The following is a 24,132-nucleotide window of genomic DNA, read 5'->3' on the forward strand; positions in this document are numbered from 1 at the left end:
GGCAAGGGGGCCAGAGCGGGTGGCCGGTATCAGGACGACTGTCGGTTGCGGGCGGCCCGCCGACGGCGTACCTGGCGTCGCAGCAGCGAGACGACGGTCGCGAGGAGCAGCAGCGGGCCAACGCTCGCGGCGACCTTCCAGACGGTGGCGCGGTCGTGGTCGGCAACGCTCGCCTCGCTCGCCGCGGGCACGTCGCCGAACGTCCAGTCGTGGGCGTACCCGCCGGGGCCGTCGCCCGCGTTCCACGTCAGGCGCACCACCTCGGGGCGGGTCGCGCCCGCCGCGATGGTCACGGTCTGCGGATAGCCGTACGGGTGGGCTTGGGCGGGGACCGCCGTGGCGAGCAGGGTGAGGGTGAACGCCACCGCGGTCACGATGCGGCGGGGCCACCGTGCGGTTGAGGGCATGCCAGCGCTCCGGTCTACAGGTGCTGTGGCACGCCGGTGGGCGCGGCCGTTCGGTGACCCTGCCGGCCGTCGGCGAACTCGCCGGGCGAGCTTGATGAGAAACGAGCGCAGCGGGGATGAACAGTTAGTTGATCAACTGCGCTCTCCAGAACGCCACGGGCTGCCCCGACCGGTCAGGTGGCGCTGAGCTTCCGCAGGACGTACTGGTTGAGGCTCATGCCGTTCTCGGCGGCGTGGATGGCCAGCTCGCGGTGCAGAGTACGTCCTGGAGCCCCTGCAGAGCCTCGATCTGGGAAGGGGCCAGCCAGGAGAGGGACGGAAACTCGGCGCAGGTGGCGACGAACTCCGCACCCTTGATCGACTCCATATCGGCGATGCCACGGCATTTCGACACCGCGCCGTCGCCGATATGGAGTCGACCCGCACTCAGGCCGAGTTGACCAGGAATTGATAGTTCGTCGTGTCGGTCCACACGCCGTCGGCCGTACGTCCGCGCACCCTCATGGTCTGGAAGCTCGTCGCGATCGGCGTGTAGCTCGCGGTGGCGACTCCGGCAGCATTCGCCGCCACCAGCACCGCCGGCCCGTCGTCAACCGTGTACTCGAATTCGACGACGCCCGGAGAGCCCTGGGTGAAGGTGAAGTCACCCGGCACGCCGACGCCGCCGCCCCACTCGTTTGTCGGGTAGGTAACCGAGGACACCTGCGGCGCCGTGCCGACCAGGAACGGGTAGTCCGTCCGCGGTGAGTACTCCCCCGCCTCGGTGCGGCCCCGCACCGAGAAGACGTTCGCGCCGTTGCGATCCATTGTTACCGAGATGTCGGTGACCGACGAGTCTGGAGTCTTCGGCACGCTCTGCCAGGCGCCGCCGTTGAGTTGGTACTCGAAGGTCGTCACCTCGGCCAGTTCGGTGCGGACGCTGAACCTGCCGGTCGCGCCGATCCCGCCGATCGCGGTGTACTCGTCATAGGCGCTGTAGACGCTCACGCGGGGATCGCGTACCCGGAAGTAGTACCGTCGCTCGGCGCTGACGGTGCCGTCGGCCGTCCGGCTGGAGACGGTCAACAGCGTGTACCCGGGGTGCGGCGGCGTGACCTCGATCGTGGCCCGGCCGTCGGGCCCGGCGGCCACGACCTGCTCTTCGCTGCTGTAGTCCAGCAGATAGCGGTACTCCACCACGTCGGAGCGGCCCGGGTTGAAGGTGAACTGACCCGGCTGGCCTGGCTGACCGGCGGAACCGTTCTCCGGGTACGCGCTGGACGTCACCACCGGCGCATCACTGACCTCGAACGTGTAGGTCCGCGTCGGCGAGAAGGACCCGTCCAGGAAGCGTGTCCGCACCGCAAGCGTGTTGCTGCCGGAGCGATCCGGCGCGAGGGTCAACCGAGCCTCGTTGTCCACCTGGTCGAGGGCCTGTTCCGGCCCGTCGTTGTAGCGGTAGAGGAAGACATCCACGTCCGGCATCGCGGTGCTGATGTGGAAGTCGCCGGGAACGCCCACGCCGCCCCACGCGCCGTACTCGTAGTAGGTCTGGGAGTAGACGCTCGGCTTCGTGTCGATGACGTTGAACTCGTACTGGACGACTTCCGAGACGGTGCCGTCGGCGCTGATGCTGCGCACCATGAACGTGTGCCAGCCCGGCTCGGTCGGCGTCCAGCTCAGCACCGCGGTGCCGTCCGCTGCCGCGTCGACGCGTCGCATCTCGCCGCGGAGCAACCCGTACTCGTACGCCACCACCCTGGCCCGGCCGGGTCGGAACGTGAAGCTGCCCGGACGACCCACCACACCGTCGTGGTCGGGGAAGGCGAAGTCGGCCGACTCCACGAGCGGGGTGTCACGGACGAACACCTGCCCGGTGTACGCGCCGACAAACTCGCTGCCGACGTAACTGCGCACCTCAAGCCGAATGTTGCCGGCCTGCGGGAACGTCACCGACACTTCGGTGGCGCCGTCGGCGCTCGCCGGGACCCTGGTCTCGTCGCCGCCATCGATCCGGTAGCCGAACTCGGTGACCCCCTCGACGTTCGTCGAGATCGCCAGTTGACTCGGCAGGCCGACACCCCCGACCGTCACCTGCACCTGCGGTCCGGTGGATCGCACGAAGAACCGGTAGTTGGTCACCTCGGAGGAGTTCGACGCGCTGTCCACACTGCGTACGCTCAGCAGTTCAGTGAAGGAGGTGGGCGTGTATTCGAGCGTGACGTTCGCGCCGGGTGCGGGCGCGGGGACGTAGTTGTAGGTCTCGCCGTAGCGTCCCCAGTAGTAGCCGACCACGTCCGGCGACCCGTTCGCCGTGAAGACGAACGTGCCCGGCACCCCGGAGCCGCCGTGGGGTTCGCCGTCATCCGGGTATTTCGTCGAGGTGATCACGGGCGGGGCCGGCCGTTGCCCGTCCACCTTCACGTAGCACGGTGGAGCCCACTTCGAGTAGTCCTGACCATCGTAGGCACGGGCGGTCCACGCCACTACTGTCCCGTGCGGGTACTGCGACATCTCCCACGGGACCTTGGCGAGGGTGTTGCCGTAACTCGAGCCAAGCTGCTCGGACCGCTGGTCCTCGTGGCCGACCGGCCAGGCGGCGAACTGCCCGTTGAGTAGCGGGTCACCGCTGTCCGCATCCGCGCCCCGGAGCATGAAGGTGTAGCTGCGTGCCCCGACCGGCTGCGGGTTCTTTTTGGTGCCGCAGGCCCAGGACGGCCATTCGAGCCCGATCTGCGCGACCGTCGGGGCGTGGTTGACATCACTGCGGATCGCCGGGAACGGATAGAGCTTGCGGCCGTGCGAGAGCTTGCCCTCGTCGCCGTGCGGCACGGAGATCTCGACGGTCAGCGTCTGCTTGTCCTGATCCGCAAGCCTCTGCAGGGTCGGCATGAGGTCCCAGACCAGGTAGCCGGGACAGGCCGCCGAGCCGCCGGCCAGGGTGGTGCCGATGAGTTCACGCCGGCGCGGCTCGGACTCCCAACTCGTGGTCGCCTTGATCGGATCGGTGCGCCAGAGCTGGACGGGCTGAGCCGTCGAGCAGTCGGCAGCCGATCGCTCCTTGATGATCAGGTCGGCCCGGTGGACGATGGCCTTGCGGAAGCGCGAGACGTCGAAGGTGAAATAGGACCGCGACCTGTGCTTGTTGCCGCGCGCATCTGCCCAGGCGCCGATCGGCGCGTCTCCGGCAGGGTTGACGAACGACTTTTTCGGTAGAGATGAGTCGGTGTAGGCCCAGCCGGACTTTTGCAGGTCCAACTGCTGGTCGGCCTGTGCCGGACTGGCGGTGACGGTGACCAGGACCGCACCGAGCATGATCCCGATTGATGCGGCCAGCATTCTTCGTACGCGCTCGACCATCGTGTCCCCCCGGACGAGAATGGCGTGCCTCGCCATCCCATTCGCGAGAGTATCGATGCGCGCCAAGCGCTCACGTCCCGAAATCCTGCTCTGTCATCGACCGGACGGTCCGCGTTGATCGACTCGACTTCCCGCAAGTCGGGCCATCCGGGGCACTTCAATGCCGCGGTTTCACGAAAGCCGAGTCGATCAAGGTGCGAGGCCGCGTGTAGGTGAGCGCTAGTTGATCGACTGCGCCGGACGGCTCAGAGGACCCGGGTCACCCGCTCGGCGGCGACGATCGCGTCCCGCCGCGCCGGGTCGAGGTTCGCGCTGATCACCACTGACGCACCGGCCGAGAGCGGCGCGAGCAGCCACTTCAGGGGCTCCTCGTGCTCGGCGGCGTCGACGAGCAGCCGGTCGCCGGCGCGCAGGCCCAGCATCCTCGCGTACTCCTGGGCGATCGCACCCCACTGGCCGTAGGTGGTGCCGTCCGCGGTGGCCGGGTCCGACGGGCGGATGGCGGTGTGGTCGGGCGTGGCCTCGCCGTGGCGGAGCACCTCGGCGGACCAGTCCAACCAGCCCAGCGGCACGTCGGCCAACCGTCCCGGGCCGGTGCCGACGAGGTAGCGGTGCGGTGCGTCCGGCACGTCCTCCAGCCAGTCGTCCTGCCGCTGCGGGGTCACCAGGACCGCGTCGAAGGGCCGGTCGCCGCCGGGCTCCAGCACCGCCAGGCCCGCGGTGGCGCGCGGCCGGAACGACACCGCCAGGCCCGAGGCCCACGCGCCCAACAACACCGCGGCGGTACGCCAGTGCGGCGGCAGCAACACCGCTACGCGGCTGCCGGGACCGAGACCGCAACCGTCCCGCAGCAGGCTCGCGCTGCGCGCCGCCCACGAACCGACCTGCTGTGCGGTCAGGTCGACGCGCTCGCCGGTCGCCTCGTCGCGGTAGCTGAGCAGGGGCTGCTCGGCATCGGCGGGCTGGACCGTCTGCTCGGCCGTGACGGTTGGCTGCATCTCCACGCTCCCCGGGTGCGACGTCGGCACCACCCTACTGAACGACTTTGGTCGCGGCGGTCGTCGCCCGATGGCCGTATCGGGTGGCCGGGCGGCCGGCGCACGGTGCAGGTGACCCCCGAAACGCCGAGGAGCGCCCGTGCCCACCGGACCCGACCCCGCCGACGGCCCCGCCGCCGCTGACCACCCCGCCGACACCGACCGCCCCGCCGGCGCTGACCACCCCGCCGCCGACCGCCCCGCCGGCGCTGGCCGGCTGCCGCTGCGTCGGCGGCTCCTGCCAGTCATCGCGTTGCTGCTGCTCGCACCGTGGGCGGCGGAGTGCTCGTGGGGCGGCTTCGCCATCGACGACTTCCTCCCGGTGCTGATCTTCCTGGGCCCGATGTACGGCGGCGCGGCGATCCTGATCCGGGAGACCGCCCGGCACCTCGGCGCGAGCTGGCCGACGATCGTGCTGCTCGCCGCCGCGTTCGGCGTACTCCAGGCCGGGCTGGTCGACCAGTCGCTGTTCAACCCCGACTTCCTGGACGACACCCAGTACGCCGACACCCGGGCCGCCGCCGAGGCGACGCTGGTGCCCGGGCTCGAATTCAGCCTCCGGCAGGCGTTCGACTATGTGGGCAACCACATCGTGCTGACCATCTGCGCGCCGATCGTGCTCATCGAGTCGTTCCTCGGGGCGGACCGCCGGCATCGGCCCTGGCTGGGCCGACCCGGTCTCCTCGTCGTCGGTCTGATCTACCTGCTCGGCAGCCTGTTCATCTTCGCCAACATCAACCACGACAAGGGCTTCCTGGCCAGTCCACTCCAGCTGGCCTTCGCGGCAGCACTGGTCCTCGCGCTCGTCGGAACGGCGCTGCTGCCCCGCTGGCGCCGCCCCCGCCCGCGCCGGGCCCGTCGGGTGCCGCACCCGCTCTGGGTCGGTCTGCCTGTCGTCCTCGTCCGCCTCGGCTCCGACCTGGCGCTCGGCTGGCCGGGGATGATCATCGCGCTTGCCCTCGCCGCCGTCGCCGGAGGGCTGATCGCGTACCTGTCGACGCGCGGCGGTTGGGGGCAGCGGCACGTGCTTGTCGCCGGCAGCGCGGGCCTGGTCATGGCCGCCGCGTTCGCGTACGTGGTGCCGCCGTACTCCCCGGCCAGCCCGGCGGCGGCCCTGGCCGGCGACATCGCGGTCACCGTCGTCACGGTCACCCTGGTCGTGGGTGCCTGGTGGCGGCTGCGCGGTGCTTCGCCGACTGTTCATGTCGACGCAAGCTGACGCTCCCCGACAACTGTCAGCCTCCGTGCGGGTACGACCTAACGGAGGAAGTCCTTGACTCTCAGAAGAGCATTCACCGCGCTCACCGCAGCCGGTGTCGCCGCCGCCAGCCTGACCGGGGCCACCCCCGCGTCGGCGGGCGGACACCACCACCCGCCGCTCGCCTTCGACCGGGTCGCCACGTATCCGGTGTTCCAGAACCGTCCGACCGGGGAGGACCCGGCGACCGCGACTGTCGCCGAGATCTCGGCGGTCAGCGAGGACGGCCGCACCCTCGTCCACACCGACGCGCTGGCCCGGCGCATCGGCTTCCTGGACATCTCCCGTGCCGACCGGCCGCGCGGCCTCGGCACACTCTCCCTGGCACAGCTCGGCAACGCCGAGGACGAGCCCACCTCGGTCGCCGTGGTCGGAAAGTACGTGCTGGTGGTGGTGAACACCAGCGGTAGCTACACCGCGCCATCGGGTCGGCTCGACGTGATCGAGTTGGCCAGCCGCAAGCGGGTGGCCAGCTTCGACCTCGGTGGTCAGCCGGACTCGATCGCGATCAGCAAGGACAAGCGGTACGCGGCGATCGCCATCGAGAACGAGCGCGACGAGGAGGCCACCCCGCCCGGCGGCGAGGAGGGCGACCTGCCCCAGGCGCCCGCCGGCTTCGTGCAGATCGTCGACCTGACCGGGAAGTCCCCGGCCGGTTGGCGGCTGCGGCCGGTCGCGCTGACCGGCGGCGACGGGAGCGCGCTGCCCGCCCTGGTCCAGGCCGGTCTCGCCGCGCCGACCGACCCGGAGCCGGAGTACGTCTCGATCAACAGCCGCAACCAGTTGGCCGTGACGCTCCAGGAGAACAACGGCGTCGCCCTCATCGACCTGCCCACCGGCCGGATCACCACGGTGTTCAGCGCCGGCACCGCCACGATCAGCGGAATCGACACCGCAAAGGACGGTGTCATCGACCTGACCGGCAGCATCGCCGACGTGCCGCGTGAGCCGGACGCGGTGGCCTGGGTCGACGACCGCTACCTCGCCACCGCCAACGAGGGCGACTGGCACGGCGGCACCCGTGGCTGGTCGGTCTTCGACGGCCGCACCGGACGCGTCGCCTGGGACGCCGGTAACACCTTCGAGCGGCTCGCCGTCACCTACGGGCTGCACAACGATGACCGGGCCGGCAAGAAGGGCACCGAGCCGGAGGGCGTGGCCGTCGCCGAGTACGACGGCGTGCGGTACGCGTTCGTCGGCTCGGAGCGCAGCAACTTCGTCGCCGTCTACGACCTGGGCAACCCCACCCGGCCGGTGTTCAGGCAGATCCTGCCGACCACGAACGGGCCGGAAGGGCTGCTGCCCATCCCGTCACGCGGGCTGCTCGCGGTCTCCAGTGAGGAGGACGACGCCTCGGTGAACGTCCGCGCCTCGGTGTCGCTCTTCCAGCTCGGCAGGGGCACCCCGGAGTTCCCGAGCATCGTCTCCGGCGCGGACCGCACCGGCACCCCGATCGGGTGGGGCGCGCTCGGCGCGTTGAGCGCGGTGCCGGGCAAACGGGACCAGCTCTACAGCGTCACCGACGCGGCGTACGGCCAGACCCGGATCCTCACCATCGACGCGAAGCGGTCACCGGCTCTGATCACCGGCGCGCTGCCGGTGCGGGACGCGGCCGGCGCACCTGTCGGGTATGACGCGGAGGGCATCGTCGCCCGTCCGCAGGGCGGCTTCTGGCTCGCCGTCGAGGGCACCAAAGGCGCGGAGAACAAGCTGGTCCGGCTCGACGCCGCCGGGGTGACCCGGCAGACCGTCACACTGCCCGCCGAGGTCGCCGCCGGCCTGGGCAAGCAGGGCCTGGAGGGCGTCACGGCGACCACCGACCGGCACGGCCGGGAGATCGTCTGGGTGGCCGTGCAGCGGGAGCTGAGCACCGACCCGGCCGGGATCGTCCGGCTGGGCCGCTACGACGTCACGGCGGGCACCTGGAGCTGGTACGGCTACCAGTTGGGCGCCACCACCGTGCCCGGTGACTGGATGGGCCTCTCCGAGATCACAGTGGTCGGCGACCGGCTCGCGGTCATCGAGCGGGACAAGCTGAACGGGCCGGCCGCCACGGTCAAGCGGATCTACACGGTGCCGCTGCCCGCCGCGGCGGCGACCGGCCCGCTGACCGTGCTGCCGAAGACGCTCGCCGTCGACGTGCTGCCCGCGCTGCGCGCCACGAACGGCTGGACCCAGGAGAAACTGGAGGGCCTGACCGTCGCCGGCAACGGCGAGGTGTACGCGATCACCGACAACGACGGGATGCAGGACGCCACCGGCGAGACGGTGCTCCTGCGCCTCGGCTCCAGCCGCGAGGTCTTCGGCCGCAACTGACCCACCGCCAGCTCCCTGCGGCCGGCGTCCACCCCCGCGGTGGACGCCGGCCGATCACGTCAGGTGACCCCAGCTACGGGCCACCACACCCACCGCGGAGCCTTTGCTCTGCACCCCTATATGCGACGCGCACGCTCCGTAATAAGCGTTCCCGCCTCTCGACCGCGCGGCCGTCGCGAAGTCCCAGTTCAGCGCGGTGGTGCATATAGGTATGCAGAGCAAAGGCGGTGGGTGGCCCGGGCGGGACACCGCAGCCCGTGACACTCTGCTGCTGGTGCCGCCCGTGAGCACCGGGGCATCCACCGTCACCCAGTGTCAGCCCGGCAACTCCGGGCCGCCGTCGAGCAGGGGGGCGAGCAGGTCGTCGTACTCCTCGACCCGGGCCAGGACCTCGGCGGCGGTGAACTGGCGGACTGCCGGTTTCCGGCCGCGGGCGCCGGCCTCGACCTCGTCCCAGGTCAGCGGCGTCGACACCGACGGCACCGACTGGGCCCGCAGCGAGTACGGGGCGACTGTGGTCTTCGCCGCGTTGTTCTGACTCCAGTCGATGAAGACCTTCCCCGGGCGCAGGTTCTTCGCCATCTTCGACACGATCAGCTTCGGGTGCTCCTGCTCCAACTCCTGGGCGATCCGCCGGGCGTACGCGGAGACGTCATCGGAGGACTGGGTGCCGGCGATCGGGCAGCAGAGTTGCATGCCCTTCTTGCCGGACGTCTTCGGGTACGAGTCGATGCCGTCGTCGGCGAGCCGGTCGCGCATCAGCACCGCCACCGGGCAGCACTCGGCGAGCCCGGCCGGTGGCCCCGGGTCCAGGTCGACGACCATCATGTCCGGCTGTTGGCCGACCTTCCACTGCGGCGTGTGCAGCTCCAACGCGGCCAGGTTGGCCAGCCAGACCAGGGTGGGCAGGTCGTCGGCCACCACGTAGTCGATGGTCTCCCGACCCTTCGTCGACCCCGGCGCGGGCAGGTTTTCCACACGCACCCAGTCCGGGGTCGCGGCCGGTGTGTTCTTCTCGAAGAACGACTTGTCCTCGACCCCGTTGGGGAAGCGGATCCGGGTCACCGGCCGGTCCCGCAGGTGCGGCAGCAGCACCGGCGAGATCCGGGTGTAGTAGTCGATGACCTCACCCTTGGTGAAACCGGCCGCCGGGTAGAGCACCTTGTCCAGGTTGGAAAGCTCCAGCGGGCGACCCTCGACGTCCACCCGTAGCCGCTCAGCCGGCATCGTCGACCTCCTCGGGAGGCTTGTCCGGGCGCAACCGCAGCACCCGGGGGAAGCGCAGTCGGCCGTCCGGGGTGCGCTGGCCGTACTTCACCTCCACCACCACCCGGGGTTCTACCCAGATGGCACCCCGCGCATCCTCGCGCGGCACACCCGGGGCGAACGGTGACGCGCCGGAACGCAGCGGCTCCAGCTCGGCGAGGAGCTGCCGTTCGACGGCCGCGCCGATCCCACCGCCGACCCGCCCCCGGTAGACCAGCCGGCCGTCCGGGCCGGGCACCCCGACCAGCAGCCCGCCGATCCGGCGCGCGCCCGGTCGCCAACCGCCGATGACGAAGTCGCCTGTCACCTCCAGCTTGACCTTCACCCAGTCCGGCGAGCGCACCCCCGGGCGGTAGACGGCACCTACCCGCTTGGCCATGACCCCCTCCAGACCGTGCTCCCCGGCGGCCTCGTAGGTGGCGGGGCCGTCGGCGAAGACCGGCGGCACCGCCCAGCGGAGGCCACCGAGGGCGAGCGTGTCCAGGGCCTCCCGGCGGCGCTCGTACGGCCACCCGGTCAGGTCGTCGCCGTTCAGCCGGAGCACGTCGAAGATCATGTACGTGACCGGCATGACCGCGGCCAGCCGGGCCGCCTTGGCCCGGTCCCGTACGTGCATCCGCTCGGCCAACGCGGTGAACGACGGCTGCCCGCCCTGGCCGAGCAGCACCACCTCGCCGTCGAGCAGGGCATCGTCGACCTGCTCGTTGAGGGTGGCCAGCTCGGGGTACGCGGCGGTGATCTCCACGCCGGAGCGGGCATACAGGTGCTGGTCGCCGCCGGAGATGTCGGCCAGCGCGCGGACCCCGTCCCACTTGAACTCGTACGCCCAGCCGGCACCCGCCGGGAGCGGCCCGGTCATCGCGAGCATCGGCTTGAGCGGCGCGCCGGGCACGACCCGACTGTAGTAGCAGGCCGAACACCTCGCGTCCGGTTCTTCGGGATGCGAGCATGGTCGATACCGGGGAAGGGAGCGCAGGATGCGTGCCATCTGGAAGGGAGCCGTGTCGTTCGGGCTCGTCTCGATCGGGGTGAAGCTCTACTCCGCGACCGAGGAGAAGGACATTCGGTTCCACCAGGTGCACCGCGAGGACGGCGGCCGGATCCGCTACAAGCGCACCTGCTCGGTCTGCGGCGAGGAGGTCACCTACGACGACATCGCCAAGGGCTACGACATCGGCGGCGGCGAGATGGTGATCCTCACCGACGAGGACTTCGCCGACCTGCCGTTGACCAGCTCCCGCGCGATCGACGTGCTGGAGTTCGTCCCGGCCGAGCAGGTCGACCCGATCCTCTACAACAAGGCGTATTTCCTCGAGCCGGAGGGCACGGCCGCCAAGCCGTACGTGCTGCTGCGCGACGCGCTCATCGACTCGGAGCGGGTGGCCATCGTCAAGGTGGCGTTGCGCCAGCGGGAGCAGCTCGCCACGCTGCGGGTCCGCGAGGGTGTGCTGCTGCTCAACACCATGCTCTGGCCGGACGAGATCCGTACCCCGGATTTTGGTTTCCTCGACGAGGACCTCAAGGTGCGCCCGCCGGAGTTGGCGATGGCCAGTTCCCTGATCGACTCGATGACCGGCGAGTTCGAGCCGGACGTCTTCACCGACGACTACCGGGCCGCGTTGCAGGAGGTCATCGACGCCAAGGTGGAGGGTCGGGAGGTCGTCCAGCCGGAGGAGGCCGAGGAGGCCCCGGCCGCGGCGGTGGACCTGATGGCCGCGTTGAAGGCCTCGGTGGAGCGGGCCAAGGCGGCCCGCGGCGAGCCAGCCGCCCGTGGTGGCGGCGGTGGCGGTGGCGAGCCGACACCCATCTCGTCGGCCCGGTCGGCGCAGAAGGCGGCAGAGAAGAAGGCGGCCAAGGCCCCGGCGAAGAAGACCGCGGCGAAGAAGACGGCCGAGAAGAAGGCCGCCGAGCCGGCGAAGAAGACCGCCGCCAAGAAGACCACCGCGAAGAAGGCGGAGCCGGCGAAGAAGACGACCGCCCGCAAGGCCGCACCCCGCAAGAGCGCCTGACCGGGTACGGCAGCGGCGGCGGTGTCCGCCCGGTTGGGTACGCTCCGCCGGCCGCTGGCCACCGGAGGAGCCCTCATGCCGTACACCCCTGACCTGGACCGGTTGTTGACGTCCGGCGCCCGTTTCACCGACCAGCACGGCGCGTACCTGATCGAGGCGCACCCGGTGGGTGACGTCGTGCTGCCCACCGGCCAGGTGGTCGGGTGCGACCCGCTGGTCTGCCCGGAGGCCGAGCCGTTCACGGTGACCGTGCCGCCGGGGCGGTACGCCGCCCGCGCCTGGGTGGCCGTGGTGCTCCGGGAGGACGCCGAGGTGGACCGGCGGGTGGCCGCGTTCCAGCTGCTGGTCTCCGACGAGCCGGCCACCCGCTGGGAGCCGGCCGTCGCGGGCGACCAGGACGTCGCCACCCTCGGTGCGGACGACTACTTCGGGTACGGGGTGGACGCCGGTGCCGGCACCCTCGCCGACCCGACGGCGCTCAGTGTCCTGGAAGGCTGGGACTACGACCAGGTCGAGCAGGTCTTCATCGACAGGCTGCCCTCGTCCCCGGTCCCCGGGCTGATCACCGCCGTCCTGGACGAGGCCAGCGGTGCCAACGTCGTCACCGTGGCCACCGGTTGGGGCGACGGCTGCTACGGCACCTGGATCGGCCGTGCCGACGACGGCCGGGTCACCTCGTTCGTGACCGACTTCATGGTCGTCCCGGAATAACCGACCGGGAACGACACGGAACTGCCGCGTTGGGCGATCCGCGACCTCCGCGGCGGGCACGGTGGGCCGTGGTGCGGGTACCGTGTGCGTCGGCTTTCCCCCCGGCACCGGGTGCCGGCCACACTTCGCAGCAGGGAGTCGACGACGTGAGCGAGCGGACGCAGCAGACGGGCCCGGACCAGAGCCCGGCAACCAAGTCGGGGCGCCGGCTGGCCGCCCAGTTGGCGGCGAAGAAGGCCGCCGACCGGAAGCGCAAGCGCAACGCGGTGATCAGCGGCCTCGCCGCCGTCGCCGTTGCCGGGGTGCTGATCGGCGTCTTCGTGACGATCGGCGGCGGAGGCGACGACAAGCAGAAAAACCAGGCCGACGCGACCCCGTCCGCGACCGTCCCGGCCCCCGACGAGCCCGCCGCGCCCCCCGCTCCGCAACTGCCGGCCGACGCCGACCCGGCGCTGAAGACCAAGCCGACGGTGAAGCCGGGCACGGGCGAGCTCAAGAAGCTCGCGGTCACCCCGCTGATCAAGGGGACCGGCCCGGCCGTCAAGAAGGGCCAGAACATCACCACCAACTACGTGGGGGTGTTCTACAAGGACGGCAAGGAGTTCGACTCCTCCTGGAAGGGCGGGCAGCCGGTGACCTTCCCGATCGGTGTCGGCCAGGTCATTCCCGGCTGGGACCAGGGCCTGGTCGGCGTGACGGTGGGCAGCCGGGTGCAGCTCGACATCCCGGGCGAGCTGGGCTACGGCAACGACCCGGCCGCCGCCGGTGGGCGCCCGACCGGCCCGCTGCGCTTCGTGGTGGACGTGATCGCCGCCCAGTGACCCGCCCGGATCGCCCCGGTTGTCGCCGGGGTGCGATGGAGTTGTTCACATGGGGCTTCCGGCCCGTCACCCAGCGGCAGTAGGTTCGGCGTCACCCCGGGCGGTTCGCCGTCCGGGGTGAGATCCGGGACTCCGACGCGGAGGTGCAGATGACGGCGCTGGACGAGCCTGGGCGGGCCGCCCGGTCGATGTGGGCGTACTTCGAGCCGGTCCACGCGGTCACCTACCTGCACCCCCGGGCCCGCGCCGCGTACGAGGCGGTCGGTCTGCGCGGTTACTGGCGTGGTTACTTCGCCGGCCGGGCCGCGCCGCTGGGCGCCACCGAGGCGGCCCCGGTGATCGCCGCCTTCTTCAACTTCGCGCCGCCGATGGTGGCCCGCGCGCTGCCGGCGGTCTGGCGGTTGGCCACCCCGCCGGAGGCGCTGCGCGCCCGACTGACAGGTGCCGTGCAGGCGCTCGCCGAGCTGACCTACGAACTGCCGGAGTCGCACCTGGCGGAGGCCGCCGACCTGCTGGAACGGGCCGCCTCGGCGGCGCAGACCGCCGGCCGGGTGCTCGGCGCGGCCAACGCGGCGCTTCCGGTCGGGGAATATCCGTTGGCGCGGCTCTGGCAGGCGGCCACCACGCTGCGCGAACACCGGGGCGACGGGCACGTGGCGGCGCTGGTGGCCGCCGGTTTGGACCCGGTGGAGACGTTGACCTGGCGGGTCGCGTTGGACGGTTCTCCGCCGCAGTACCTGCTGGGTCGGGGCTGGTCCGAGGAGCAGTGGCAGGCCGCCCGCGAGCGGCTGACGCGGCGGGGTTGGCTGACCGGCGACGGCGCGCCCACCGAGCACGGCCGGGCCGAGTTCCAGGCCGTCGAGGACGCCACCGACCGGGCCGCCGGGCACCCGTGGCAGGCGCTCGGTGCCCCCGACACGGACCGGCTCCAAGAGCTGCTGGAGCCGATCGCCCGCTCCGGCCACACCCTGCTCCCCGAGAGCAGCCCGCTCGGCCTGCCCGCGCTGCCGGGCTGACCGAGCGCCCACCGGTCAGGCAGGATGGGCCCGTGACGGATGCGGTGGTCTTCGACCTGGACGGCGTGATCGTGGATTCCGAGCCGGTGTGGGAGGAGGTCCGCCGGGCGTACGTTGCCGCGCACGGCGGGACGTGGCAGCCGGACACCCAGAAACGGCTGATGGGGATGAGCACCGGCGAGTGGGCCCACTACCTCAGCGGCGAGCTGGGCGTCGGGCGCACCGCCGAGCAGGTCGCCGTCGAGGTGGTCGAGGAGATGGCCCGTCGCTATCGGGCCCACGTACCCCTGATCGCCGGCGCTGACCAGGTCGTCCGCCGGCTGGCCGGGCGGTGGCCGCTGGGGTTGGCCAGTTCGTCGCCGACCCGGTTGATCGAGGCGGCGCTGGCCGCCACCGGCCTGACCGACGCGTTCGGCGCGACCCTCTCCACCGAGCAGACCGAGCGGGGCAAGCCCGCACCCGACGTCTACCTGAGTGTCGCCGAGCGCCTCGGCGTCGACCCGGCCCACTGTGTGGCAGTGGAGGACTCGTCGAACGGGGTGCGGTCGGCCGCCGCGGCGGGGATGCGGGTGGTTGCCGTGCCACACGGCTCGTATCCCCTGGACCCGGACGCCGCCCGGCTCGCCGTGGTGACGCTGGGGTCGATCGGTGAGCTGACCCCGGAGCTGGTGGACAGCCTGGGTTGACGCCAGCCGAGGGGGGTAGAGACCACGCATGAGAGCCATCGTGTACGAGCACACCGGCGACCCTTCGGTGCTGAAACTGGTCGACCGGCCGGTGCCGACACCCGGGGCGGGTGAGGTTCTGGTGCGGGTGGCGGTGTCGGGGGTCAACCCGACCGACTGGAAGTCCCGCCGGTCCTCCGCGCCGCAGGGCTGGCAGATTCCCGGGCAGGACGGCGCGGGCGTGGTGGAGGCGGTCGGCGATGGGGTCGACCCGGACCTGATCGGTGAGCGCGTCTGGATCTGGGAGGCCGCCTGGCAGCGGCCGTGGGGCACGGCGGCGGAGTACACGCTGGTGCCGGTGCGACAGGCGGTCCGCCTCGGTGACGCCTCGTTCGAGGTGGGGGCCGCGCTGGGCATCCCGTTCCTCACCGCGCACCGCTGCCTGACCGCCGGCGAGTTCATGCCGGACACGCTGCGTGCCGGCGCGTTGGCCGACCACACCGTGCTGGTGCAGGGCGGGGCGGGTGCGGTCGGCAATGCGGCGATCCAGCTCGCCCGCTGGGCCGATGCCACGGTGGTCGCCACGGTGAGCAGCGCGGAGAAGGCCCAGCTCGCGGCGGCGGCCGGTGCTTCGTACGTGGTGAACTACCGCGAGCAGGACGTGGTCGCGGAGGTCCGCAAGATCGCCCCCGACGGGGTCCACACGATCGTGGAGGTCGCTCCGGCGACGAACGCGGCGGTGGACGTGCGGGTGCTGCGGCACGGCGGCGCGGTCTGCGTGTACGCCGACGACGGCGGCGACGAGGTGGCCATTCCGATCCGGGCGATGATGGTGCCGAACGCGCGCTGGCAGTTCGTGCTCGTCTACACCGAGCCGAAGGCGGCCAAGGCGCAGGGCGTCAAGGACGTGGCGGCGGCGGCCACCCAGGGCGGCATCCGGGTCGGTGCCGATGCCGGCCTGCCGCTGCACCGCTACTCCCTGGCCGAGACGGCCGCGGCGCACCAGGCGGTGGAGGACTCGGCGGTGGGCAAGGTGCTGGTCACCACCAGCGACGCCTGATCGGGTCGCCGACCATCTGATTTCCCCGTCATCAGGACAGAAGCGAACAAGTTTCGCAACAATGACTGTGCGGGTCGCCCCGCGTGGAACGGGCGGCCCCGGCGCGGTGCGAACGCCGGGGCCGCCCCTGCGGAGGAATGTCCAGCGGCACTCCACCGCCAGCGGCGACAGTGCCGGGCAAGACGTTACGGCGCTGCCAACTCCCGGACGGTCAGCTCGCCCTCCGCGTACCGCGAACGGACGACCTTCTTGTCGAACTTGCCCACGCTCGTCTTCGGCACCGAGTCGATGAACGCCCAGCGCTCCGGCAGCTGCCAGCGCGCCACCGAGCCGGCCAGGAAGTCGCGCAGTTCCTCGGCCGTCACCGAGGCGCCCTCCCGGACCACCACGGTGGCCAGCGGTCGCTCGTCCCACCGCTCGTCCGGCACACCCACCACGCACGCCTCCAGCACCGCCGGGTGGCCCATCAGCGCGTTCTCCAGCTCCACCGACGAGATCCACTCACCGCCGGACTTGATCACGTCCTTGGCGCGGTCGGTCAGCGTGATGTACCCGTCCGGCGAGAGGGTGCCCACGTCGCCGGTGCGCAACCAGCCGTCCCGGAACTTCTCCTCGTCCGGGGTGTCGTCGCCGACGTACCTGGCGGTCACCCACGGCCCACGGACCTCCAGCTCGCCCACGGACTCGCCGTCGGCGGACAACTGCTCGCCGGACGGCCCGACGATCCGCGCCCGCACGCCCGCCGGCACCCGCCCCTGCGTGTAGCGGTAGCGCCACGCCTGCTCGCCCGTCGCACCGGCGGGCGGACGCGAGACCGACCCCAGTGGGGACATCTCGGTCATCCCCCAGGCGTGGATGACGTCGATCCCGTGCCGCTCGTCGAACGCGTGCATCAGCGCCGGCGGGCAGGCCGAGCCACCGACGATCACCTCGGCGAGCGAGGACGTGTCCACGTCGTGGCTGTCCAGGTAGGCCAGCAGGTCGGTCCAGATGGTCGGCACCGCCCCGGCCAGGGTGGGCCGCTCGGCGGCGATCATCTCGGCGATCGGCGCGGCCTGGAGGAACCGGTCCGGCATGATCAGCGACGCGCCGGAGAGGAAGGCCGCGTACGGCAGGCCCCAGGACATGGCGTGGAACATCGGCACGATGGCCAACTCGCGGTCGGTCGGCCCGAGACCGAAGCCCTCCGGCATGCAGACCTGCAACGAGTGCAGGTAGATGGACCGGTGCGAGTAGGCCACACCCTTCGGGTTGCCCGTGGTGCCCGAGGTGTAGCAGAGCGCCGCGGCGTCGTGCTCGTCCACCTCGGGCCAGTCGAAGACGTCCGGCCGGCCGGCGAGCAGCGCGTCCCAGTGGTGCACGGTGATCCGGTCGCCGGCAGCCGCCACCAGCGCCGCCGGGTCACCACCACCGACCACCACCACGTGCCGCACCGTGGCCAGCTCACCGATCACCCGGGCCAGTAGCGGAATGAGCGTGCTGTCGACGAGCACCACCCGGTCCTCGGCGTGGTTGGCGATGTAGGCGACCTGGTCGGGAAAGAGCCGGATGTTGAGCGTGTGCAGCACCGCACCCATGCTCGGCACCGCGAAGTAGGCGACCAGGTGCTCGTTGTTGTTCCACATGAAGGTGGCGACCCGCTCGTCGCCGGTCACCCCACACTCGTCGCGCAGCCCGTGTGCCAGCCGGGCGGCGGCCCGGCCCACCTCGGCGTACGTCATCCGGCGGGGTTCGGCGCCCGTCCAGGTGACCACCTCGGCCGTGCCGTGCACCCCTGCACCGTGGTCGAGGATCCGGGAGATCTGCAGAGGGGCGTCCATCATCGTGCTACGCATGGGTAACAAGCTAGTGTCGGCGGTCACACATTGGGAACCCCCGGTAAGTTGTCGCAGGTGAGCATCTCCTGGGCCGACTCGTACGTGGGGCAGTTGCGCGCACTCGCCGGGGACCGGACGCTGATGTTCGTCGGCGCCCGTGCCGTGGTCAGCGACAACGCCGGACGCATCCTGCTCATCCAACGCTCGGACAACGGCCAGTGGGCCATGCCGGCCGGGGCGATGGAGTTGGGCGAGTCGATCGCCGACTGCGCGGTCCGCGAGGTCCGCGAAGAGACCGGGCTGCGGGCGCTGCGGGTCTGCGCGTTCGCCCTCTACACCGGGCCGGACCGGACGAGCACCAACATGTACGGGCACACGTACCAGGTCTTCACCACGGCGTTCAAGGTGGAGGAGTGGGACGGGCAACTGGCCCGGGTCACCGACGAGACCACCGACGCCGGTTTCTTCCCCCGCGACCGGTTCCCCGCCCCGCTCTCCGCCTCGGTCACCGAGACCCTGGCCGACCTGGACGTCTTCGAGCAGACCAACAGGCTCATCCTGAAGTAGGACGGCCCCGGAGTCGCCGACTCCGGGGCCGTGCGTCGCTACGGCCCGACCCCCCGGGCCATGCGTCGCCACGGCCCACCCCCGGGCCATGCGTCACTGCGGCCCACCCCCGGGGCCGTGCGTCACTGCGGCAGGCGCATCCCGGCGAAGAACCCCTCCTGGATCCAGTTCGGGTACGCGACCGGCAGCTTGGTGGCCTCGTCCAGCTCGGTGAGATCCTGCTCGGTCAGCGTGAGATCCGAGGCGGCGATGTTGTCCACCAGCTGCTCCTGCTTGCGGGCACCGACGATCACGCTGGTCACGGCGGGCCGGGACAGCAGCCAGGCGACCGCCACCCGGGCCGGGCTGACCCCGTGCCGCTCGGCGACGCCCCTGAGCACGTCGACGACGCCGAAGGCGTGCTCGGGGTCGAACGGCGTGAAGCTGGAGTAACCGGGCTGGGCGCTGCGTGCGCCACTGTCGGCGACGGCGCCGTCCCGGCTGACCTTGCCGGAGAGGAAGCCGCCGGCGAGCGGGCTCCAGACGGTCAGCCCGACCCCCTCGTTGAGCGCCATCGGCACGACGTCGCGTTCCACGTCCCGGCCCAGCAGCGAGTAGTACTCCTGCACCGAGACGAAGCCGGCCAGCTTCTCGCGGGCGGAGATGCCCAGCGCCTTGGAGATCTGCCAGGCGGCGAAGTTGGCGGCGCCGATGTAGCGGACCTTGCCCTGCCGGACCGCGTCGTCCAGCGCGCGCAGCATCTCCTCCATGGGAGTGATCTGGTCGAAGTTGTGGATCTGGTAGAGGTCGATGTGATCGGTGCCCAGCCGACGCAGGCTGTCCTCCAGGTTCTGCATGATGTGCAGTCGGGAGGTGCCGACGTCGTTCGGGCCGGGCCCCGTGCGGGAGTGCACCTTGGTGGCCAGCACCACGTCGCGTCGCCGCTTGCCGAGCGCCTGGCCGAGCAGTTCCTCGCTCTCGCCGTCGCTGTAGCCGTCGGCGGTGTCGACGAAGTTGACCCCGGCGTCCAGCGCGGTGTCCACCAGCCGCTGGGCGTCGGGCAGGGACAGCCCGCCGAGGCTGCCGTAGATCGGGTGCCCACTGCCACCGAAGGTCATCGCGCCGAGCGAGATCTCCGAGACGTACACCCCGGTGGTGCCCAGCAGTCGGTACTTCACGTGTGTCGCTCCTCGTGGTGCGTGTTTCGGGGCCCGCCAGCGGGCGCTTCCCGGTCATTATGTCGGACACCATGTCCGGCAACGAGCGTACGTCGCCGGTCGCGCACCTGGCCACCTAGGATTCCGGCTATGCCCTCGATCACCCGCCGCCGTCCGAGCAACCCCGACGGGCGTGCCGCCGTCGAAGCGCGGGTGTTGGCGGCCACCGAGCGGCTGCTCCAGCAGGGGGCCCGCTTCACCGACCTCGGCGTCCAGCGGATCGCCGCCGAGGCCGGGGTGGCGAGGTCGACCTTCTACACCCACTTCCGGGACAAGAGCGAGCTGCTCATGCGCCTCGCCGGGACCATGCGGGAGAGCTCGTTCGGCCGTACCGGCGAGTGGAGCCCCAGCGCACCGGGCGATCCGCTGGCGGTGCTGACCGAGATCTTCGCCGACGTGATCCGGATCTACCGGACATACGCTCCGGTGCTGGCGGCGATCAACGAGGTCGCCGCGTACGACGAGGTGGTCCGGGAGTACTGGGCGGCGGGGTTGGAGCAGTTCGTCACCCGTACCGTCGACGTGCTCCGGATCGAACAGCAGGCCGGGCGTACCCCCGCCGACCTGGACGTGACGACGGCCAGCCGGCTGATCGTGGTCGGCGGCGACCGCTTCCTGGCCGACCACGTCAGCACGACCTCGGCCGACCCCGAGAGCGACGCGGCGGCCGCCCGGGAGTTGGCCGCGACCTGGTGGTACGGCGTCTACCGCCGCCCCGCCTGACCCGGCTTCAACCGGCGGTGGGGCCGAACTGTTCGGTGAAACGCCCGGTGAACAGGTCGACGCCCTTGTACTCGGAGACCACCGCGGCAGGAACGACGGCCGGGCCGTCGGGCGTCGGCATCTGACCGACACCCTGCCGCGACCCGAGCGGGACCAGGATCATCGGGTGGGGCATCGGTTGGTAACTGGCCGTGGGCTGCTCGCCACGCAGCTGGGCGGCGATGTTCTGCGCCACGACCTCGGCGTGCCCCAACGCGTACGCGGCCATCTTGTCCTCGGCGACATCGGTGAGGTCGCCGACCGCGTAGACATGGTCGAGAACGCCGTCGGCCCCGCGCACGTTGAGAGTTTCGGTGACGGGCACCTGCCCCTGTGCGGTGAGCGTGGTGAGCCGACCGTCGGCGAGGTAGTCGCTGTTGACCCGCAGGCCGAACGCACGAAACCAGATGTCGGCGGTGATCTCGTCGCCGTCGGTGGTGGTGACCGTGACGGTCGCGGCCCGATTGGCCTCGGTGGTCAAGGGCGCGTCCAGGCTGGTGCCCAGCCGCACCTCGACGCCCAACTCGTCGAGCTGCCGGTGCAGGTCGTCGCGCAGCTCCGGACCGAAGGCCGGCAGCAGTTGCTCGGCCGGGTCGACGATCGTCACGTGCTTGTCCGGCCAGGCTTCCTTGATCTCGCCGGCCAACTCCAGCCCGACCGGCCCGGCGCCGAGAATCAGCACCCGCTCGGCGCTGACCAGTTCCTTGTTGGTCTGGCGCAGGTCATCGAGCGCCTCCTCGATCGAGTCGGCAGTGGGTCTGGCCGGGTAGGCGTAACCGGAGCCGGTGGCCAGGACCAGGTAGTCCGCCGCGACACGCTGACCCGAGGCCAGCGTGACACCACCAAGATCTACCGAGACGGCTCGATCCCGGATCACCCTGCCCCGGGTGAGCACCGTGTCGAAGGGGAAGAACATGTTGCCGGCCCAGTCGGGCCGGGTCAGCGCCCGCAGCGATCCCGCCACGTTGACGAACGCGTCCCGAGGATCGATGAGGACGACATCGGCCTCGGCCTCCAACGCCTTGGCTACCGCCGTGCCCCCGTAACCGCCACCAACGATCGCAACCGTACGACTCATGATCCAGCTCCTGCCGACCGAGGATTCACGCTCGACAGCTGTCGAACGCCTTCCCCACGGTCGTCAGCTCGCCGACCTCCAGGGAGACCGGACTGAGGCTGGTAGTGGCAGGGACACCATCCGATTGGCCGACGTTGTTACGTTCGGGTGGTGAGCGACAACGAGCTTGGGTTGTTCCTGCGCCTCCACCGGGAAGCGGTAACACCGGCCGAGGTGGGGCTCCCCGCCGGGCCGCGCCGTCGCGCCCCTGGGCTACGCCGATCCGAGGTGGCGGCCCTCGCCGACGTGAGCGTCGAGTACGTCACGAGACTCGAACAGGGCCGCGACCGCCGACCGTCCCCGCAGGTGCTCGCCGCGCTCGCGAACGCACTCCGGTTGAACTGGCACGAACGCGCCCACCTGCACCACCTCACCAAGGCGGCCGATCCCAGTTACAACTGCCGGGGCCGCATCCCCCCGAGCGGCGAGGTACGTCCGAGCGTGCGGGCGCTGCTCGACCGTCTCGAACCCGCACCGGCGGTGCTGCTCAACCAGCTCAGCGACGTCCTCGCCCACACCGCCGGGTACGTGCGGCTGGTCGGTCCGATCGGTCTGCTGGACGCGACGACGGCCAACCTCGCCCGGTTCATCCTCAGCGACGCCCGGGCTCGCAGCGCATACCCCGACTGGGACCACCTGGCCGACGAGCAGGTGGCCGCCCTCAAACAAGGTCCGTTCCGGGCCTACCCGCCGATGGCCGCCCTGGCCGACGAGCTGACCATCACGGCGGGCGACGCCTTCACCCGGCGCGTCGACACAGTGCCCAGCCTGCCGAAGGCCAGCGGCATCTTCCGGCTGGCCCATCCCGAGGCGGGTCTGCTCCGGCTCGCTTACGAGACCCTCGAACTCCCGGCCGACGACGACCAACATCTGATCGTGTACCTGCCCGCCGATGCGGCGACCTCCGCCGCGCTCGACCGCCTCAACGGCCAACACCCGCAGCCGCTACGCCTCGTGGCCGGGTGACACCGGCCGCCCCGGACCGGGGCGGCCAGCGGGCACGGATCAGATCATCGTCTGGGACTTGGCCTCCATGTCGGCGGCGGCCTCCTCCTTGGATTCGCGGGTCAACGGCTTGCCGCCCGGGGCCGGAGCCTCACCGCCGAGCGGGTCGGCGCCGCCGGTGGCACCCTGCGGGCCGGCACCCCGCAGTTGCGTGTTCGGCAGCGTCAGGGTGACCACCACCGCCACGATCGCGATCAGGCCGGCGGTCAGGAAGACCGTGTCCAACGCGTCGACGAAGGCACCCTGGATGGCCGCGCGTACCGGCCCCGGCAGGGCCAGGATGGTGGCCGGATCGTTGATCGAGATGTTGGTGCCGCCACTGGCCGCCACGGCGGCCTGCTCCTGCGGCGGGAGCTGCGCGATCGCGCCGGGCAGCCGGTCACCCAGCCCGCTGGTCAGCCGGGACGAGAGCACCGTGCCGAGGATCGCCACCCCGAACGACCCGCCCAGCGACCGGAAGAAGGTCGCCGAGGAGGTGCCGGCGCCCAGGTCCCGGACGGAGACCGCGTTCTGCACCGCCAGGATCAGCGACTGCATGCACAGGCCCAGCCCGATGCCGATCACCACCATGTACCCGAACGCGACCCAGAGGGAGGTGCCCACCTCCAACTGGGTGAACAGGAACATGCCGACCAGCAGGGTCACCGAGCCGGCCACCGGGAACCACTTGTACCTGCCGATCCGGGTCATCGCGCGACCGGTCAGGATCGAGGTGATGATGATGCCGGCCATCATCGGCAGCATCAGCAGACCGCTGCGGGTCGGCGAGGCGCCCTTGACGATCTGCAGGTAGAGCGGGATGAAGATGATCGAACCGAACATCACCAGACCGATGACGAGCAGTGCCGCGTTGGCCAGGGCGAAGGTGGCGCTACGGAACAGCCGCAGCGGCAGGATCGGCTCGGCCACCCGGGCCTCCTGCAGAACGAAGAGCACCCCCAGCACCGCACCGACGACGAAGAGCGTGATGATCACACCCGATCCCCAGGCGTACTCGTTGCCACCCCAGCTCAACGCCAACAGCAGGGAGCTCACCCCGGCGACCAGCAGACCGGCACCGAGCCAGTCGATCGAGTGGTCCCGGCGTTCGAACGGGATCAGCCGCATCACGTGGTAGCAGACCACGATCGCCAGGACCGCCAGCGGCACGTTGATGTAGAAGATCCAGCGCCAGTCGGTCTCCGCGAAGTAACCACCGACGAGCGGCCCCGCCACCGACGAGATCCCGAAGACCGCACCGAAGAGGCCCTGGTAGCGCCCACGCTCCCGGGCTGACACCACGTCCGAGATGATGGTGAACGCGAGGGTCAGCAGACCACCGGCGCCGAGACCCTGGATGCCCCGGGTGACGATCAGCTGGGTCATGTTCTGCGACAGCCCCGCCAGCAGCGACCCGACCAGGAACGTGCCGATCGAGAAGAGGAAGACCGGACGACGCCCGTACAGGTCGGCCATCTTGCCGTACAGCGGTGTCGACGCCGTCGACGCGAGCAGGTACGCGGTGACCACCCACGAGTAGTGGTTGATCCCGCCCAACTCCCCGACGATGGTGGGCAGGGCCGTACCGACGATGGTCTGGTCGAGTGCGGCCAACAGCATGCCGGTCATCAGACCGAACATGAGCAGCCGGATCTGCTGACGATTCAGCACCGGCGCGGCGGAGGTGTCGCTGGTCATGTGCCCGTCTATCCCGCAACCCGCAGAACATGCGCCCAACCCCAAAAAACCACCCCACCCCACCCCACCCCACCCCCCGTCTGCGG

General features: G+C 71.0%; 22 protein-coding genes. 11 read left to right on the forward strand and 11 right to left on the reverse strand.

The features are described 5' to 3' along the window. Positions 1-29: 29 nt before the first annotated feature. The 5 genes from ACGFIQ_RS13315 to ACGFIQ_RS13335 form a co-directional block, all read right to left on the reverse strand. The gene (locus tag ACGFIQ_RS13315) at positions 30-407 is read right to left on the reverse strand and encodes a hypothetical protein (RefSeq protein ID WP_393243282.1); all 378 of its coding nucleotides are present in this window, start codon (positions 405-407) and stop codon (positions 30-32) included. A gap of 173 nt (positions 408-580) precedes the next feature. Beyond that, a complete protein-coding gene (locus ACGFIQ_RS13320) occupies positions 581-652 on the reverse strand; it encodes a hypothetical protein (RefSeq protein ID WP_393243998.1) in 72 nt (23 codons plus the stop codon). Then, positions 622-774 (reverse strand): hypothetical protein, encoded by a 153-nt coding sequence (locus tag ACGFIQ_RS13325; RefSeq protein WP_393244049.1) that lies wholly within the window; start codon positions 772-774, stop codon positions 622-624. The genes ACGFIQ_RS13320 and ACGFIQ_RS13325 overlap by 31 nt, the downstream gene beginning before the upstream one ends. A 59-nt stretch (positions 775-833) precedes the next feature. Then, entirely contained in the window at positions 834-3,725 is a 2,892-nt protein-coding gene (locus ACGFIQ_RS13330; RefSeq protein ID WP_393243284.1) for a hypothetical protein, read from the reverse strand. 266 nt (positions 3,726-3,991) lie between these two features. Then, positions 3,992-4,744, reverse strand: coding sequence for a TIGR03089 family protein (locus ACGFIQ_RS13335; RefSeq protein WP_393243286.1), 753 nt, complete (start codon positions 4,742-4,744; stop codon positions 3,992-3,994). 139 nt (positions 4,745-4,883) lie between these two features. Between ACGFIQ_RS13335 and ACGFIQ_RS13340 the strand changes: the two genes are divergently transcribed. After that, positions 4,884-6,002, forward strand: a complete 1,119-nt coding sequence (locus tag ACGFIQ_RS13340; protein WP_393243288.1) for a hypothetical protein — start codon at positions 4,884-4,886, stop codon at positions 6,000-6,002. 54 nt (positions 6,003-6,056) lie between these two features. After that, positions 6,057-8,357 (forward strand): esterase-like activity of phytase family protein, encoded by a 2,301-nt coding sequence (locus ACGFIQ_RS13345; RefSeq protein WP_393243290.1) that lies wholly within the window; start codon positions 6,057-6,059, stop codon positions 8,355-8,357. 315 nt (positions 8,358-8,672) lie between these two features. Here ACGFIQ_RS13345 and ligD (ACGFIQ_RS13350) read toward each other — a convergent pair whose 3' ends face one another. Further along, positions 8,673-9,584, reverse strand: a complete 912-nt coding sequence (gene ligD, locus ACGFIQ_RS13350) for a non-homologous end-joining DNA ligase (protein ID WP_393243292.1) — start codon at positions 9,582-9,584, stop codon at positions 8,673-8,675. Beyond that, a complete protein-coding gene (ligD, locus tag ACGFIQ_RS13355; protein WP_393243294.1) occupies positions 9,574-10,515 on the reverse strand; it encodes a non-homologous end-joining DNA ligase in 942 nt (313 codons plus the stop codon). Before ligD (ACGFIQ_RS13355) ends, ligD (ACGFIQ_RS13350) begins: the two co-directional genes overlap by 11 nt. 85 nt (positions 10,516-10,600) lie before the next feature. Between ligD (ACGFIQ_RS13355) and ACGFIQ_RS13360 the strand changes: the two genes are divergently transcribed. From ACGFIQ_RS13360 to ACGFIQ_RS13385, 6 genes are all read left to right on the forward strand, one after another. Then, entirely contained in the window at positions 10,601-11,632 is a 1,032-nt protein-coding gene (locus ACGFIQ_RS13360) for a Ku protein (protein ID WP_393243296.1), read from the forward strand. Between the two features lie 75 nt (positions 11,633-11,707). Beyond that, the gene (locus tag ACGFIQ_RS13365; RefSeq protein WP_393243297.1) at positions 11,708-12,343 is read left to right on the forward strand and encodes a DUF4241 domain-containing protein; all 636 of its coding nucleotides are present in this window, start codon (positions 11,708-11,710) and stop codon (positions 12,341-12,343) included. 146 nt (positions 12,344-12,489) lie between these two features. Next, on the forward strand, positions 12,490-13,164 hold the full coding sequence (locus ACGFIQ_RS13370) for an FKBP-type peptidyl-prolyl cis-trans isomerase (protein WP_393243299.1): 675 nt from the start codon (positions 12,490-12,492) through the stop codon (positions 13,162-13,164). Between the two features lie 188 nt (positions 13,165-13,352). Beyond that, complete coding sequence (locus tag ACGFIQ_RS13375; protein WP_393244000.1) at positions 13,353-14,180, forward strand: hypothetical protein; 828 nt, start codon at positions 13,353-13,355, stop codon at positions 14,178-14,180. A gap of 32 nt (positions 14,181-14,212) precedes the next feature. Further along, positions 14,213-14,866 carry an HAD family hydrolase gene (locus ACGFIQ_RS13380; protein WP_393243301.1) on the forward strand — a complete coding sequence of 218 codons (654 nt, stop codon included), beginning with the start codon at positions 14,213-14,215 and terminating at the stop codon, positions 14,864-14,866. 28 nt (positions 14,867-14,894) lie between these two features. Next, positions 14,895-15,905, forward strand: coding sequence for an NADPH:quinone reductase (locus ACGFIQ_RS13385; protein WP_393243303.1), 1,011 nt, complete (start codon positions 14,895-14,897; stop codon positions 15,903-15,905). 185 nt (positions 15,906-16,090) lie between these two features. On the opposite strand, the gene ACGFIQ_RS13390 is transcribed toward ACGFIQ_RS13385, so the two are convergent. Beyond that, the gene (locus tag ACGFIQ_RS13390; RefSeq protein WP_393243305.1) at positions 16,091-17,740 is read right to left on the reverse strand and encodes a fatty acid--CoA ligase; all 1,650 of its coding nucleotides are present in this window, start codon (positions 17,738-17,740) and stop codon (positions 16,091-16,093) included. Between the two features lie 57 nt (positions 17,741-17,797). Between ACGFIQ_RS13390 and ACGFIQ_RS13395 the strand changes: the two genes are divergently transcribed. Further along, the gene (locus ACGFIQ_RS13395) at positions 17,798-18,289 is read left to right on the forward strand and encodes an NUDIX domain-containing protein (RefSeq protein WP_357068488.1); all 492 of its coding nucleotides are present in this window, start codon (positions 17,798-17,800) and stop codon (positions 18,287-18,289) included. Between the two features lie 122 nt (positions 18,290-18,411). On the opposite strand, the gene ACGFIQ_RS13400 is transcribed toward ACGFIQ_RS13395, so the two are convergent. Further along, on the reverse strand, positions 18,412-19,446 hold the full coding sequence (locus tag ACGFIQ_RS13400; RefSeq protein ID WP_393243307.1) for an aldo/keto reductase: 1,035 nt from the start codon (positions 19,444-19,446) through the stop codon (positions 18,412-18,414). 129 nt (positions 19,447-19,575) lie between these two features. Here ACGFIQ_RS13400 and ACGFIQ_RS13405 point away from each other — a divergent pair, with 129 nt between their 5' ends. Further along, positions 19,576-20,208: a TetR/AcrR family transcriptional regulator gene (locus tag ACGFIQ_RS13405; protein WP_393243309.1), complete on the forward strand. Its 633-nt coding sequence runs from the start codon at positions 19,576-19,578 to the stop codon at positions 20,206-20,208. A gap of 7 nt (positions 20,209-20,215) precedes the next feature. On the opposite strand, the gene ACGFIQ_RS13410 is transcribed toward ACGFIQ_RS13405, so the two are convergent. After that, positions 20,216-21,325, reverse strand: a complete 1,110-nt coding sequence (locus ACGFIQ_RS13410; RefSeq protein WP_393243311.1) for an NAD(P)/FAD-dependent oxidoreductase — start codon at positions 21,323-21,325, stop codon at positions 20,216-20,218. Positions 21,326-21,475: 150 nt separating this feature from the next. Between ACGFIQ_RS13410 and ACGFIQ_RS13415 the strand changes: the two genes are divergently transcribed. Continuing rightward, on the forward strand, positions 21,476-22,330 hold the full coding sequence (locus ACGFIQ_RS13415; protein ID WP_393243313.1) for a helix-turn-helix domain-containing protein: 855 nt from the start codon (positions 21,476-21,478) through the stop codon (positions 22,328-22,330). A gap of 39 nt (positions 22,331-22,369) precedes the next feature. On the opposite strand, the gene ACGFIQ_RS13420 is transcribed toward ACGFIQ_RS13415, so the two are convergent. Beyond that, on the reverse strand, positions 22,370-24,046 hold the full coding sequence (locus tag ACGFIQ_RS13420; RefSeq protein WP_393243315.1) for an MDR family MFS transporter: 1,677 nt from the start codon (positions 24,044-24,046) through the stop codon (positions 22,370-22,372). Positions 24,047-24,132 lie beyond the last annotated feature (86 nt).

It is taken from the genome of Micromonospora sp. NPDC048898, assembly GCF_043198035.1.
Taxonomy (GTDB): Bacteria; Actinomycetota; Actinomycetes; order Mycobacteriales; family Micromonosporaceae; genus Micromonospora.